The 14,287-nt window shown below is 43.4% G+C and carries 11 protein-coding genes and 5 tRNA genes; 8 read left to right on the top strand and 8 right to left on the bottom strand.

Annotated features, from left to right (window positions below):
* Nucleotides 1–276: 276 nt before the first annotated feature.
* The 3 genes from V2H77_RS23495 to V2H77_RS23485 all read right to left on the bottom strand — a co-directional run bounded on the left by V2H77_RS23495 (nt 277) and on the right by V2H77_RS23485 (nt 579).
* A tRNA-Val gene (locus tag V2H77_RS23495) sits at nt 277–352 on the bottom strand.
* Between the two features lie 45 nt (nt 353–397).
* Nucleotides 398–473 (bottom strand) — tRNA-Val (locus tag V2H77_RS23490).
* Nucleotides 474–503: 30 nt separating this feature from the next.
* Nucleotides 504–579: transfer RNA gene (locus tag V2H77_RS23485), tRNA-Val, on the bottom strand.
* A gap of 270 nt (nt 580–849) precedes the next feature.
* Between V2H77_RS23485 and gltX the strand changes: the two genes are divergently transcribed.
* The 3 genes from gltX (at nt 850) to V2H77_RS23470 (ending at nt 2,727) form a co-directional block, all read left to right on the top strand.
* Complete coding sequence (gltX, locus tag V2H77_RS23480) at nt 850–2,268, top strand: glutamate--tRNA ligase (RefSeq protein WP_341500688.1); 1,419 nt, start codon at nt 850–852, stop codon at nt 2,266–2,268.
* Between the two features lie 251 nt (nt 2,269–2,519).
* Nucleotides 2,520–2,595 (top strand) — tRNA-Ala (locus V2H77_RS23475).
* Between the two features lie 56 nt (nt 2,596–2,651).
* Nucleotides 2,652–2,727 (top strand) — tRNA-Ala (locus tag V2H77_RS23470).
* A gap of 95 nt (nt 2,728–2,822) precedes the next feature.
* Here the strand turns inward: V2H77_RS23470 and V2H77_RS23465 are convergent.
* The 4 genes from V2H77_RS23465 to zipA form a co-directional block, all read right to left on the bottom strand.
* A complete protein-coding gene (locus tag V2H77_RS23465; protein ID WP_341500687.1) occupies nt 2,823–3,038 on the bottom strand; it encodes a DUF3820 family protein in 216 nt (71 codons plus the stop codon).
* Between the two features lie 208 nt (nt 3,039–3,246).
* The gene (locus V2H77_RS23460; RefSeq protein ID WP_341500686.1) at nt 3,247–4,431 is read right to left on the bottom strand and encodes a NupC/NupG family nucleoside CNT transporter; all 1,185 of its coding nucleotides are present in this window, start codon (nt 4,429–4,431) and stop codon (nt 3,247–3,249) included.
* Between the two features lie 235 nt (nt 4,432–4,666).
* Nucleotides 4,667–6,685: an NAD-dependent DNA ligase LigA gene (gene ligA, locus V2H77_RS23455; protein ID WP_341500685.1), complete on the bottom strand. Its 2,019-nt coding sequence runs from the start codon at nt 6,683–6,685 to the stop codon at nt 4,667–4,669.
* 61 nt (nt 6,686–6,746) lie between these two features.
* Nucleotides 6,747–7,655 carry a cell division protein ZipA gene (gene zipA, locus V2H77_RS23450; protein ID WP_341500684.1) on the bottom strand — a complete coding sequence of 303 codons (909 nt, stop codon included), beginning with the start codon at nt 7,653–7,655 and terminating at the stop codon, nt 6,747–6,749.
* 220 nt (nt 7,656–7,875) lie between these two features.
* Between zipA and cysZ the strand changes: the two genes are divergently transcribed.
* From cysZ to crr, 5 genes are all read left to right on the top strand, one after another.
* Nucleotides 7,876–8,646: a sulfate transporter CysZ gene (gene cysZ / locus V2H77_RS23445; protein ID WP_341500683.1), complete on the top strand. Its 771-nt coding sequence runs from the start codon at nt 7,876–7,878 to the stop codon at nt 8,644–8,646.
* Between the two features lie 114 nt (nt 8,647–8,760).
* Entirely contained in the window at nt 8,761–9,714 is a 954-nt protein-coding gene (gene cysK, locus V2H77_RS23440) for a cysteine synthase A (protein WP_341500682.1), read from the top strand.
* Between the two features lie 552 nt (nt 9,715–10,266).
* On the top strand, nt 10,267–10,524 hold the full coding sequence (gene ptsH / locus V2H77_RS23435) for a phosphocarrier protein Hpr (protein ID WP_021323875.1): 258 nt from the start codon (nt 10,267–10,269) through the stop codon (nt 10,522–10,524).
* 309 nt (nt 10,525–10,833) lie between these two features.
* On the top strand, nt 10,834–12,561 hold the full coding sequence (gene ptsI / locus V2H77_RS23430) for a phosphoenolpyruvate-protein phosphotransferase PtsI (RefSeq protein WP_341500681.1): 1,728 nt from the start codon (nt 10,834–10,836) through the stop codon (nt 12,559–12,561).
* Between the two features lie 48 nt (nt 12,562–12,609).
* Nucleotides 12,610–13,119: a PTS glucose transporter subunit IIA gene (crr, locus tag V2H77_RS23425; RefSeq protein WP_015833547.1), complete on the top strand. Its 510-nt coding sequence runs from the start codon at nt 12,610–12,612 to the stop codon at nt 13,117–13,119.
* Nucleotides 13,120–13,289: 170 nt separating this feature from the next.
* Here crr and cysM read toward each other — a convergent pair whose 3' ends face one another.
* Nucleotides 13,290–14,171 carry a cysteine synthase CysM gene (gene cysM, locus V2H77_RS23420; RefSeq protein WP_341500680.1) on the bottom strand — a complete coding sequence of 294 codons (882 nt, stop codon included), beginning with the start codon at nt 14,169–14,171 and terminating at the stop codon, nt 13,290–13,292.
* Between the last annotated feature and the right edge of the window lie 116 nt (nt 14,172–14,287).

Below are 14,287 nucleotides of genomic sequence, written 5' to 3'. Positions count from 1 at the left end.
CCCCCCCCCCCCAGCCCCCCCCCCTCCCTCCCCCCACCCCCCCCCCGCCCCGCCCCCCGCCCCTCCCCACCCCGCCGAATAGACCCAACCACACCGCCCCAACCCCCCCCCCCCACCCCCCCACCATCCCACACCCACTCTATCTTTATCATTCCGTCATCGGTGTTCTTGTTCGGTCTCCTGGGCTAGGATATGTTTAAAAGACAACTGCTCTACCGACTGAGCTAACGACCCGCACCAAAGATAGTGATACCGCCTGAAACAATCTTAATGAAGTGGTGGGCGATACCAGATTCGAACTGATGACCCCCTCCTTGTAAGGGAGATGCTCTACCAACTGAGCTAATCGCCCACTTCATGATGACTATTACCGCATCTATACCACTGAGTTTATGATTGGTGGGCGATACCAGATTCGAACTGATGACCCCCTCCTTGTAAGGGAGATGCTCTACCAACTGAGCTAATCGCCCAATCATAAAATCATTTTTATCACAACGAGATGGTGGGCGATACCAGATTCGAACTGATGACCCCCTCCTTGTAAGGGAGATGCTCTACCAACTGAGCTAATCGCCCCGTCGTGATGGGGTCGCATTATAGGGATAGTTCAGAATGAGTCAACGCTTTTTCTAGAGAAAAATATCGTTCGTCTCAAAATTAAACAAGGGTGAGATAATTATCGTCACTATAGGGTACAGTTTAGACAAATATACTGACTTTTCTCAACAACTTCCCGTTAACAGCATTGAGGAATTAAGGTGCAGTGATAAAATACCCCCCACTTTTATTATTTTAAATCACCAATAACGTTCATTGAAAAGTGAAACGTAATTAAGGCAATCCCCGATGAGTAAAATCAAAACCCGTTTCGCACCAAGCCCAACTGGCTATCTCCATGTTGGCGGTGCCCGTACCGCACTTTATTCCTGGTTGTATAGCCGCCATAACAAAGGTGAATTTGTATTGCGTATCGAAGATACTGACCTTGAACGCTCAACTCAGGAAGCTATCAATGCCATTATGGACGGTATGAACTGGTTAAATCTGAATTGGGATGAAGGCCCTTATTATCAGACGAAACGCTTTGATCGTTATAATCAGGCGATCGATCAAATGTTAGAACAAGGGAGTGCTTATCGCTGCTATTGTTCTAAAGAGCGTCTGGAAGAATTGCGGGAAACTCAAATGGCAAATGGCGAAAAACCACGCTATGACGGCCATTGCCGTGACAATCTATGTCAACATAACTCAGATCAACCCCATGTCGTCCGTTTTCGCAATCCACAAGAAGGTTCCGTTGTTTTTAATGATCAGATCCGGGGCCCCATTGAGTTCAGCAATCAGGAACTTGATGATCTGATTATCCGTCGTACCGATGGCTCACCAACGTATAATTTCTGTGTTGTTATTGATGACTGGGATATGGAAATCACCCATGTTATCCGCGGTGAAGACCATATCAATAATACACCTCGCCAAATTAATATTCTGAAAGCACTAGGCGCTCCAGTGCCAGAATATGCTCACGTTTCGATGATCCTAGGCGATGACGGTAAAAAATTGTCCAAACGTCACGGCGCAGTGAGCGTTATGCAATACCGTGATGATGGCTACCTGCCAGAAGCACTGCTAAATTATCTGGTTCGTCTGGGTTGGTCGCACGGTGACCAGGAAATTTTCAGCATTGAAGAAATGACTGAGTTGTTCAGCCTGGATGCTATCAATAAATCTGCCAGCGCATTCAATACAGAAAAACTGCAATGGCTGAACCATCACTATATTAATACTCTTCCACCAGAGAAAGTGGCTGTCCATCTGGCATGGCACATGGAGCAACAAGGCATCGATACCCGTAATGGTCCACAGTTGATTGATCTGATTAAATTACTGGGCGAACGTTGTAAGACTCTAAAAGAGATGGCTGAATCCTGCCGTTACTTCTATGAAGATTTTGCTGAATTTGATGCCGATGCGGCGAAGAAACATTTACGCCCAGTTGCCCGCCAACCTCTTGAAGTTGTCCGTGCAAAGCTAGCTTCAATTACTGACTGGACACCTGAAAATGTTCATCATGCCATTCAATCCACCGCTGATGAGCTGGAAGTCGGTATGGGTAAAATCGGTATGCCATTACGTGTTGCTGCTACCGGCGCAGGTCAATCCCCAGGTGTGGATGTCACTATTCACGCTATCGGGCAAACCCGTACTTTATCCCGTATTAATCAAGCGCTGGAATTCATTGCTCAACGTGAAATTCAGTCTTAATTAATGCATCAAAGGCGTCACTTATCACAAGTGATGCCTTTTTGTTTTCAAAAAATCTCATTTAATCTCTATCTTTTTACCACTTTGCCAAACACCCTCTATTTAACTTCAACCCATTGCTCAGCCTCTATTTTTGTTAATTCATGATAAAATTGATGGCTTTTTCAACGCTTGTGGTGAGAATGATAAGTTAGCCGTTGACAGTATTTGCTGGGTTTCATATTATGCGCCCCGTTCCATTAATTTTGATTGGGGCTATAGCTCAGCTGGGAGAGCGCTTGCATGGCATGCAAGAGGTCAGCGGTTCGATCCCGCTTAGCTCCACCAAATCCTTTATATTGAAACAAGGTATTTGGTACTAAATTAGGACATACCACACTCGTGGGGCTATAGCTCAGCTGGGAGAGCGCTTGCATGGCATGCAAGAGGTCAGCGGTTCGATCCCGCTTAGCTCCACCAAAATTATCAGGCCCTGAAAGCCATGCTTTCAGGGCCTTTTGGTTATTATCATATCTAACTATCATCATCGAATAAAAAACAAACATCAATCTTGGTTAGCCTTTCTTCAATGGTTTCACCAACGAATCTAGTCCCTCTAGTTTTATTGCTAAAGTCATCTCCATCAACGCACCCAATTTACCTTGCGGAAATTCCCCCTTACGAGCGAACCACAATAAATACTCTTCCGGTAAATCAATGAGCATACGCCCCTTGTATTTACCGAACGGCATTGCCGTATTAGCAATTTCTACCAGGTTTTCTTTTTCCATAATTTACACGTCTATAAGGAGAAATATGTGAAAGGGAAACAGCATCGTCCATGATGCAATATTCCACGATAAAACATTATACCCGTCATCTTTCAAGTTGCCTCTTTGTTGGCTGCACTCACTCACCCCGGTCACATAGTTATCTATGCTCCCGGGGATTCGCTCCCTTGCCGTCACGATGCATCTTGAAATCCATTGGGTATATCTTTTACAGTACCAAACCTGCAATAGCCGCAGACAAGAAACTGACAAGCGTTGAACCAAATAATAGTTTCAAACCAAAGCGGGAAACGACATTACCCTGTTTCTCATTCAAGCCTTTAATCGCACCTGCCACAATCCCAATGGAAGAGAAGTTAGCAAAAGAAACCAAAAATACCGACAAAATACCCTGCGAACGAGGAGAAAGTTCTGTCACAATTGACTGTAAGCTGTGCATTGCCACAAATTCATTAGCAACCAATTTGGTTGCCATGACGCTACCAACCTTCAATGCTTCATCTGTAGGAATCCCAATCACCCAAGCAAATGGATAAAACACATAGCCGAGTATTTCCTGAAAACTCTTCTCAAACACCATGCTAAACAGTGCATTAACAGCCGCAATCAAGGCAATGAAACCAATCAACATAGCAGCAACAATAAGGGCTACCTTGAAACCCGCCAAAATATATTCACCTAGCATTTCGAAAAAACTTTGACCTTCGTGAAGATTGTTCATCTGAATATCTTCTTCACTATCAACAGCATACGGGTTAATCAGTGATAGGATGATAAAGGTACTGAACATATTAAGCACCAATGCCGCTACAACGTACTTGGGCGCCAAAATTGTCATGTAAGCCCCAACGATCGACATAGAAACAGTTGACATTGCAGTCGCAGCCATCGTATACATGCGACGTTCAGACATTTTTCCCAGTACATCTTTATAAGCAATAAAGTTTTCCGACTGTCCAAGTATTAGAGAACTGACCGCGTTAAATGATTCTAGTTTCCCCATGCCGTTGACTTTAGACAACAGGGTACCAATAACCCGGATGATAATTGGCAATAGTTTGATATGCTGCAAAATACCAATCAACGCAGAAATAAAAATAATCGGACACAATACATTCAGAAAGAAGAATGCCAGCTTTGCATCCATCATGCCGCCAAAAATGAACTCTGTCCCTTCACCCGCATATTTCAGTAAATGCTCAAACAAGCCAGCAAATCCCATGACAAATTCCTGACCAATACCAGAATTCAGGAAAAACCAAGCCAAGATAAGTTCAATAACAAGCAATTGAATAACATAGCGAAGACGAATACTTTTACGGTCACTACTCGCCAAAATAGCAAAGCCGCCAATGACAATTAAAGCTAAAAAGAAATGCAGGATTTGAGACATATCTACTCCAAACACGATAGAAAGCGAGTTTTTATAAATGCATTCTATGTAATAAAAGGTGAGCAAATAAGGATAGATATCACATTAAACTGAGATAATTCTTACTGTAAACCTTTACTTAACGAGCCTGATCACATTTTTAACTGGATCGTACAAAACCAGATTTTAAAATACCTTTATTGCTCATAACTGATTATTGAGAAAAGCTCTCAATAATCAGTATGTAAACAAAAAGTTATTCGCCCAATAAGCGGATCATTTCTTCTTCATCAATAACCGAAATATTCAACTCATTAGCTTTAGCTAACTTTGAACCGGCGGCTTCACCCGCAATCACCAAATCTGTTTTCTTAGAAACGCTACCTGTCACTTTTGCCCCAAGTGCAGCAAGTTTAGCTTTGGCTTCATCTCTAGATAACTGATGCAATGAACCTGTCAACACAACTGTTTTACCCGAAAACGGGCTGTCAATCTTCTCAGCCTTGGTTACGACAACCGGCTCCCAGTTGATACCGATATTATCAATTAGATCATTAATGACTGCTTGGTTATGAGGTTCACTGAAGAAGTTAACAACATGTTTTGCTACTACTTCGCCAACATCCTGAACCTCTTTCAATGCTTCCTCATCAACAGAACGTAATTTATCTAGTTCGCCAAAGTGAGCTGCCAGATTAGCGGCGGTCGTTTCCCCCACTTCACGGATACCCAACGCATAAAGGAAACGGGCAAAGGTGGTTTTTTTCGCTTTTTCCAACGCATCTACCACATTCTGAGCAGATTTTGGCCCCATGCGATCAAGCCCAGTCAACTTGCCTGCCGTCAGCCTGAAAAGATCGGCCGGAGTTTCGACATACTCTTTATCCACCAACTGATCGATAATCTTTTCTCCCATGCCGTCAACATCCATCGCCCGACGAGAAACAAAATGTCTCAGTGCTTCTTTACGCTGAGCGCCACACACCAATCCCCCCGTACAACGCGCTACAGCTTCCCCTTCAATCCTTTCAATATCTGCCCCACATACCGGACAGTGTTCAGGGAAAACAACTTCATTACTGTCCTGTGGCCTTCTGTCTTCCAAAACACCGACAACTTGTGGAATCACATCACCAGCACGGCGAATAATAACCGTATCGCCAATCCGCAAACCTAAGCGTTCAATCTCATCCGCATTGTGCAATGTTGCATTACTGACAGTCACACCAGAGACTAGTACTGGTTCCAGACGTGCTACCGGTGTGATCGCGCCAGTACGACCAACCTGAAATTCAACATCACGAACAATCGTCATTTGCTCCTGTGCAGGAAATTTGAATGCCGTCGCCCAACGTGGCGCACGGGCAACAAAGCCCAATGCTTCCTGTAATTCCAGAGAATTGACTTTGACAACGACACCATCAATATCAAACCCCAACGCGGAACGCTGGTCTACAATATCATGATAAAAATCAATAACCTGTTGGCTATCGGTACAAACTTTAACTTTATCGCTGACCGGCAATCCCCATTTCTTAAACTGTATCAATCGCTCGTAGTGACTGGCTGGTAATTCTCCCCCCTCCAATACACCAACACCATAACAGAAGAAAGCCAATGGACGTTTAGCTGTAATACGGGGATCGAGTTGACGCAACGAGCCAGCCGCCGCATTACGTGGATTAGCAAATACTTTTGCGCCCGTGCGACGGGCTTCTTCATTCAGTTTCTCAAACCCTTTTTGCGGCATGAAAACTTCACCGCGAATTTCAATACGAGCTGGAATATTTTCGCCGAACAGACGCAGCGGAATTGCACAGATAGTCCGTATATTCGATGTAATATTTTCCCCTGTTGTACCATCGCCACGGGTTGCAGCCCGTACTAATTCACCACTTTCATACAACAGGCTGACCGCCAAACCATCCAATTTCAGCTCGCAGCACACTTCTAAATCCTGAGTTTCTTTCAGGCGGTCACGCACCCGCTTATCAAACGCCAGATAACTCTCTTCATCAAATACGTTATCCAGTGACAACATAGGAATTTCATGGCTGACTTGCTCAAAAGCCGTCAGAGGAGCCGCCCCAACCCGTTGCGTTGGCGAATCCGATGTAATCAACTCAGGATATTGTTCTTCAAGATCCTTCAATTCCTGCATTAACCGATCATATTCCGCATCAGGGATCTCCGGCGCATCCATAACGTGATACAGATATTCATGATGACGCAGTGTTGTTCTGAGCTTTTCTATTTGTTGAGCAGTTGATTTCATGACTTATAACCAGCGATAAAAAGCCCCCGACTGGCGGAGGCTTGAACATTCGATAAATTGATTATACCTGAACACCAAGTGTGCTGCGAATGCGTGCTTTATATAATTCGATTTTTTGCGGCGTCAGCATTTTTCGCTCATCATCAAGCACCACACCCCCAACATCAGAAGCAATACGCTGAGCCGCCTGCAACATCAGCTTAAAATTCTGGCTAGATTCTCCGTAAGAAGGGACCACCATAAACATAGAAACCCCTGGCGTCGTAAAATCAGCCATTGTTTCAGGATTAAATGAACCCGGTTTCACCATATTTGCCAGGCTAAACAGTATCGGGCCGCTACCTGATGGGTTCACGTGACGGTGAAAAATTTGCATTTCCCCAAACTGGAAGCCAGATTGTAGAATACTTTGCAGCAAGGGTTCACCATTCAATTCCTGACCATGATGTGCTGCTACGTGAAGAACCAAAACAATTTCTTTCACTTTAGTCTGAGCTTCTTTTTCGCCAACCGCCTCCTGAGACTTTTCTTCAAGTGCAGATCTGTTTTTTTCAGGCTCATTCTGCTCTTCGAATTCAAACAGACCGAGTTGGGGTTCTTGCTCTTCTATAACGGCCCTTCTCGCTGTCGTCTCAGGCTGGCGGCCCGTCAGCAATGGATCATCGCTTTCTTCAGACGTTACAGCATCCATTTCAGTCAACTTTTGCTGACGGCGCTCGATAGCTGGCTCAGCTTTATTCTGATGAGATTTCGCCTGCTTATGGGCATAAGGCTTTTGCTGATCGTCGAACGCTTCATCATCACTGTCATCGACGAAACTATTCTGACGATCATGTTTATGACGTTTAACTGGGCGATCACGAAAAAGCGAAGAACGCTCTTTACGGCTGGTCCACAACCCATGTAACAGCAAAGCTATTATTGCTATCGCACCAACAATGATTAATATCAGACGCAAATCCTGCATCATTGCTATCTCTGTTGTTTAATTAAGTATGCCACCACGGCGGAATATTTTCTGTATTAACTGTATTTGTCAAATAACACAAGTGCAAGCTTATACACGCTTTTCTTATCAGAAAGATGCCTAATAAGCCTCTTTTGCGTTCTTTTTATACAGAACAATACTAGTCAGTCGAAAATCCTGCCTATATGATAGCGTTTCAATCACACAAGAGAGAATAGGAAGTATGCTGAATTTGACAAAATCGCCAAAAAATTTGAGCGGCTTTCAGTATTTGATGCAAGGTTGCAAATTAATTACTCGCCCAGGCATTAAACGATTTGTCCTATTGCCTTTGTTGGCAAATATTTTGTTTCTCGGCGGTTCATTTTGGTGGCTCTATCAGAAACTGGAGAACTGGATTCATTGGATAGTGAGCAAAATACCGGATTGGATGCAATGGCTCAGTTATATTTTATGGCCATTGGCCCTGATCTCTGTTTTGCTGATTTTTACTTACTTCTTCAGCACAATAGCGAATTTCATCGCAGCGCCATTCAATGGTCTGCTGGCAGAGAAACTGGAAGCGGATTTAACAGGAACCCCCGCACCGGATACCGGTGTTACAGCACTCTTCAAAGATGTCCCACGTATCCTGAAACGGGAATTAGCCAAGCTGTGCTACTATATTCCACGCGCTTTGGTGTTATTGCTACTCTATTTTATTCCTGTTATCGGGCAGACTGTCGCACCTGTGCTCTGGTTTATTTTCAGTGCCTGGATGCTATCGATTCAGTATTGTGATTACCCTTTTGATAACCACAAAGTCAGTTTTCCAACAATGCGTAGCGCCCTTCGCCAAAACAAAATAATTAATCTGCAATTTGGCGCCACAGTAAGTATTTTAACCATGATACCCATTGTCAATTTGGTGATTATGCCTATTGCCGTATGCGCCGCGACGGCAATGTGGGTCGATCGCTATCGAGATCAACATGCTCCCCGTATTATGCCATGATATTCATTTAAGTTATTCTTTTAGACTATAAAAATATATTTAAGTTATATTTCCATTAACCGGTTGTTGGCGTATTGTTGACCGGATATCACTAAAGGGAGTTGAAAGACGAGTATGAGTAAAATTTACGAAGATAATTCTTTGACTATTGGTCGTACCCCGTTAATTCGCCTAAAACACTTTGGCAATGGGCGTATTCTGGCAAAAGTAGAATCCCGTAACCCAAGTTTTAGTGTAAAATGTCGCATTGGTTCCAACATGATTTGGGATGCTGAAAAACGCGGTATCCTGCAACCAGGGAAGGAGTTGGTAGAACCTACCAGCGGTAATACCGGGATAGCCCTTGCTTATGTTGCCGCCGCTCGGGGTTACAAATTAACGCTGACTATGCCAGAAACCATGAGTATTGAGCGCCGCAAGCTATTGAAAGCATTGGGCGCGCAACTGGTGCTGACGGAAGGCGCTAAAGGCATGAAAGGCGCCATCGAGAAAGCGGACGAAATTAAAGCTAGCGATCCCGATCGTTATATTATCCTGCAACAATTCAGCAATCCGGCAAACCCAGAAATCCATGAAAAAACCACAGGCCCTGAAATCTGGGAAGACACTGACGGTGAAGTGGATGTATTTGTTGCCGGTGTAGGGACTGGCGGTACATTAACAGGCGTTGCTCGTTACCTGAAAAATACCAAAGGTAAAAATATTACTGCGGTTGCTGTAGAACCTGAAGATTCGCCAGTTATCAGTCAGACTCTGGCCGGCGAAGAAGTGAAACCTGGCCCCCATAAGATCCAAGGTATTGGTGCGGGTTTTATTCCAGATAACCTTGATTTGAAACTGGTTGATCGCGTTTTCAAAATCAGCAACGAGGAAGCGATTAAAACCGCGCGTGAAATTATGGTAAAAGAGGGCATTCTGGCAGGTATCTCCTCTGGCGCCGCCGTTGCAGCAGCGGTAAAACTTTCTCAGGAACCGGAATATAAAGACAAAAATATCGTCGTCATTCTGGCTTCATCAGGTGAACGCTATCTAAGCAGCGTACTGTTTACTGACTTGTCTGATGAATAAAAGTTTTTAAGTAAGTTACTTAGATTTATTGATAAAAAAGCACCTAAATGGTGCTTTTTCTGTGTGGTAGATCAAATTTTTACACTTTGCCAGATGATTTCTTACAATGGGTCTAGTATTTAACCAATAATAATTATTTCGATGCTCGAAATTAATTAACAGGAGTAGTAGTTTCAGTTAAGTAGTTCCGCGATCTATCTTTACTTCAAACTATCAACCAGAAGCATCGAAAAGAATAATTTTTTTGATAATGAATAAAAATTTTTATTACATTATCGACCTGAGAGTCTATCTCAGTAGACGTAGTTAACGCTGTTCATTCTTATCAGTAAAAGTGAAACAGGCAGCACACACATGACCCGGAAGTTATGGGCCGTACTAAAGAGCGTTCAGGAGCTATTTATCGCTTTTGCCAGAATATTACCCAGTTCACTCTTTAGGTAAAAAAATCGTCTTGAATGGGATAGGCAGTAAATAAACACTCAAGTTAAAATTTGTCCATTACAAGTTCTTAACTTACACAGCAAAAATCTAAGTTATTAAGGAAACGTTATGTTCCAGCAAGAAGTCACTATTACTGCGCCAAATGGCCTACACACCCGTCCCGCTGCACAGTTTGTTAAAGAAGCCAAAAGTTTCTCCTCCGACATTACACTGACTTCCGGTGGTAAAACTGCCAGTGCCAAAAGCCTGTTCAAGCTGCAAACTTTGGGACTCACTCAAGGCACTGTAGTGACCATTTCTGCTGAAGGTGAAGATGAGCAAAAAGCAATCGAACATCTGGTTAAATTGATGGCAGAACTGGAATAATTTTCCGTTGACCGCAAAGCCAGTCAAGATTCAGAGATTGTGAATATACCCTATGGATTTCAAGATGCATCGCGACGGCAAGGGAGCGAATCCCCGGGAGCATAGATAACTCTGTGACCGGGGTGAGTGAGTGCAGCCAACAAAGAGGCAACTTGAAAGATAACGGGTATAAACAGGTATTCACTTAGCCGTTCCTCATCCCCGGATAAACTTTTATCTGGGGATATCAGTTTAAATGTATGTCCTAAAACAGCAAACCATCTGCGGGCTGGCTCTTTAAAGAATAATTATTAGTAGTTAGGTAACATCATGATTTCAGGCATATTAGTATCACCAGGCATCGCTTTCGGTAAAGCACTATTACTGAAAGAAGACCCAATTATTGTCAATCAGAAAAAAATCAGCCAAGAGCAAGTCGAACAAGAAATTTCCTATTTCAAGCAAGGCCGTGAAAAAGCCTCATCTCAGCTAGAAATTATCAAGAATATAGCAGCAAAAAACCTCGGAGAAGAAAAAGCTGAAATCTTCGAAGGGCATATCATGCTATTGGAAGATGAAGAACTTGAGCAAGAAATTATTTCGTTAATCAAAAATGATTTCAAAACTGCGGATGCCGCGGTCTATTCCGTTATTGAAACTCAGGCCCAAGCCCTTGAAGAATTAGATGATGAATACCTGAAAGAACGTGCCACAGACGTGCGTGATATCGGTAAACGCTTGCTGAAAAACATTCTAGGTATGCCCATCGTTGATCTTGGCTCAATTTCAGAGGAAATTATTCTGGTTGCCAACGACCTGACCCCATCGGAAACCGCACAACTCAATCTGGAAAAAGTACTCGGTTTTATTACCAATCTAGGCGGCCGAACCTCCCACACGTCAATCATGGCCCGCTCTCTTGAACTGCCAGCGATCGTAGGTACCACCCAAGCGACGACGACAATCCAAAATGGTGATTATCTAATCCTGGACGCGGTAAATAACCATATTTATATCAACCCATCTGATGCAAAAATTGAACAACTAAAAAAGACCAAAAACGAATATCTGGCAGAAAAAACTGAACTTGCAAAGCTGAAAGACCTCCCGGCAATGACTCTCGATGGTCATCAGGTTGAAGTCTGTGCCAATATCGGTACTGTCCGTGATGTGATCGGCGCTGAGCGCAATGGGGCCGAAGGTGTCGGTTTATACCGTACAGAATTCCTGTTTATGGATCGTGATGCGCTGCCAACAGAGGAAGAACAATTCCAAGCTTATAAAGCCGTTGCCGAAGCAATGGGCAGCCAGGCGGTTATTATACGTACAATGGATATCGGTGGTGATAAAAATCTGCCCTATATGAATTTACCGAAAGAAGAGAATCCATTCCTTGGTTGGCGTGCAATTCGTATTTGCCTTGATCGAAAAGAGATCTTACATTCTCAGTTACGTGCTATCTTACGTGCATCTGCTTTCGGTAAACTACGTATTATGTTTCCAATGATTATTTCTGTAGAAGAAGTACACGAACTGAAAGCAGAACTTGAATTGCTGAAAGGTCAGCTTCGCGAAGAAGGTAAAAAATTCGATGAAGCGATCGAAGTAGGGGTGATGGTAGAAACACCAGCTTCCGCAGTTATTGCTCATCACCTGGCAAAAGAAGTTGACTTTTTCAGTATTGGGACAAACGATCTAACTCAGTATACTCTTGCTGTAGACCGCGGTAACGAGTTGATTTCTCATCTTTATAACCCGATGCTACCAGCAGTATTGAGCCTGATTAAGCAAACCATCGATGCTTCACACGCTGAAGGTAAATGGACGGGGATGTGTGGCGAGCTTGCAGGTGATGAACGTGCTACGTTGTTGCTATTAGGCATGGGGCTGGATGAGTTTAGTATGAGTGCGATTTCTATTCCCCGCATCAAGAAAATCATTCGTAATACTCGTTACGAAGATGCAAAAGCGCTAGCTGAGCAAGCCCTATCTCAGTCTACCGCTCAGGGGTTGATAGAATTGGTTGATACCTTCATCAAAGAAAAAACACTTTGCTAACAATATCGGTTAAAACGCGGTCCAGTATAAACAATTAGGAGAAGATTCATGGGTCTGTTTGATAAACTGAAATCTCTAGTTTCAGATGATAAAAAAAACAGCGGCACTATTGAAATTATCGCGCCTTTATCTGGTGAGATTGTCAATATTGAAGATGTTCCAGATGTTGTTTTCGCCGAGAAAATTGTCGGCGACGGTATCGCTATAAAACCCGCCGGCAACAAGATAGTTGCGCCAGTTGATGGAACAATCGGTAAAATATTTGAAACCAACCATGCATTTTCTATCGAATCGGACAGCGGTATTGAGCTATTTGTCCATTTTGGGATTGATACGGTTGAGCTTAAAGGCGAAGGCTTTAAGCGTATTGCTGAAGAAGGTCAGCGTGTACAAAAAGGTGATTTAGTTTTGGAATTCGATCTCAAACTTCTTGAAGAAAGAGCAAAATCGACCCTGACTCCGGTTGTTATTTCCAACATGGATGAAATTAAAGAGTTATCCAAGTTGAGTGGTTCTGTCACTGTTGGTGAAACCCCCATTATGCGTATTAAAAAGTAGCAACACTTTAACTGTCACAATACCATTTTCATCTTAAAAAACGGCCGACAATCACGGCTGTTTTTTTATCCCTTATCTTCGATTCACACCATTTTCCCTATTAGAAATTGGCTAGTGTGAGCAGAGCTTACCGCCTGTTTTACTCTACTCACGCTGAATATATGACCAGATTAATTAAATACTCCGGTAGAAAGATATCTGTCGCCACGGTCACAGATAATGGCAACAATGACAGAACCTGGATTTTGTACTGCAACACTTAATGCTCCGGCAACAGCGCCGCCGGAACTGACCCCACAGAAAATGCCTTCTTTCTGAGCCAACAAACGCATGGTATCTTCAGCTTCTTTCTGAGTGATATCCAGCACTTGATCGACTAACTCCTTGCGGAAAATACCTGGCAAATAAGCCGGCGACCAGCGACGAATACCGGGAATATGGCTATTCTCCGCCGGTTGTAAACCAATAATCTGTACACTATTAGACTGAGTTTTTAAATAGCGGCTAACACCGGTAATGGTTCCTGTCGTTCCCATACTGGAAACAAAATGCGTCATACGCCCTTGCGTCTGTTGCCAAATTTCAGGCCCTGTGGTCGTAAAATGCGCTAAAGGATTATCCGGGTTATTGAATTGATCAAGAACTTTACCTTCACCATTACGCTCCATTTGCTGAGCTAAATCACGTGCGCCTTCCATGCCCATTGCTTTACTCACCAAAATCAGTTCTGCGCCATAAGCTCGCATAGAAGCCTGACGCTCAAGGCTCATATTATCCGGCATCAATAACTTAAGATGATAACCTTTTACTGCGGCAATCATTGCCAACGCAATCCCCGTATTTCCGCTAGTAGCTTCAATCAATACGTCACCGGGAGAAATCTCACCGCGCAATTCAGCTTGCTGAATCATTGACAGCGCTGTTCTGTCTTTTATCGAGCCTGCCGGATTATTACCTTCAAGTTTCACCCATATTTCCACCCCTAGCTTATCGGTGATTCGTTGTAATTTTATCAGCGGGGTGTTACCTATAAAATGTTCCAAGCTTGCCACAGCTATTACCCAAATTTTATTTAATAGAAGAGCGAAATAACCATATTCAGGAATATATCGCAAGCCCTTAAATAAAAAATGCCCATTCCTGGCGGTAAGGAGATGAGCAAAATGGT

Origin of the sequence: Photorhabdus sp. P32, assembly GCF_038085095.1 — a bacterium.
Taxonomy (GTDB): domain Bacteria; phylum Pseudomonadota; class Gammaproteobacteria; order Enterobacterales; family Enterobacteriaceae; genus Photorhabdus; species Photorhabdus luminescens.
The sequence above is the reverse complement of the archived record's forward strand: the minus strand, read 5'-3'. Positions and strand labels throughout refer to the sequence as shown.

Excerpts from the sequence above, each read along its gene's own strand:
- gltX (WP_341500688.1), top strand. The coding sequence starts at position 850 with ATGAGTAAAATCAAAACCCGTTTCGCACCAAGCCCAACTGGCTATCTC.
- V2H77_RS23465 (WP_341500687.1), bottom strand. The coding sequence starts at position 3,038 with ATGGAAAAAGAAAACCTGGTAGAAATTGCTAATACGGCAATGCCGTTC.
- V2H77_RS23460 (WP_341500686.1), bottom strand. The coding sequence starts at position 4,431 with ATGTCTCAAATCCTGCATTTCTTTTTAGCTTTAATTGTCATTGGCGGC.
- ligA (WP_341500685.1), bottom strand. The coding sequence starts at position 6,685 with ATGAAATCAACTGCTCAACAAATAGAAAAGCTCAGAACAACACTGCGT.
- zipA (WP_341500684.1), bottom strand. The coding sequence starts at position 7,655 with ATGATGCAGGATTTGCGTCTGATATTAATCATTGTTGGTGCGATAGCA.
- cysZ (WP_341500683.1), top strand. The coding sequence starts at position 7,876 with ATGCTGAATTTGACAAAATCGCCAAAAAATTTGAGCGGCTTTCAGTAT.
- cysK (WP_341500682.1), top strand. The coding sequence starts at position 8,761 with ATGAGTAAAATTTACGAAGATAATTCTTTGACTATTGGTCGTACCCCG.
- ptsH (WP_021323875.1), top strand. The coding sequence starts at position 10,267 with ATGTTCCAGCAAGAAGTCACTATTACTGCGCCAAATGGCCTACACACC.
- ptsI (WP_341500681.1), top strand. The coding sequence starts at position 10,834 with ATGATTTCAGGCATATTAGTATCACCAGGCATCGCTTTCGGTAAAGCA.
- crr (WP_015833547.1), top strand. The coding sequence starts at position 12,610 with ATGGGTCTGTTTGATAAACTGAAATCTCTAGTTTCAGATGATAAAAAA.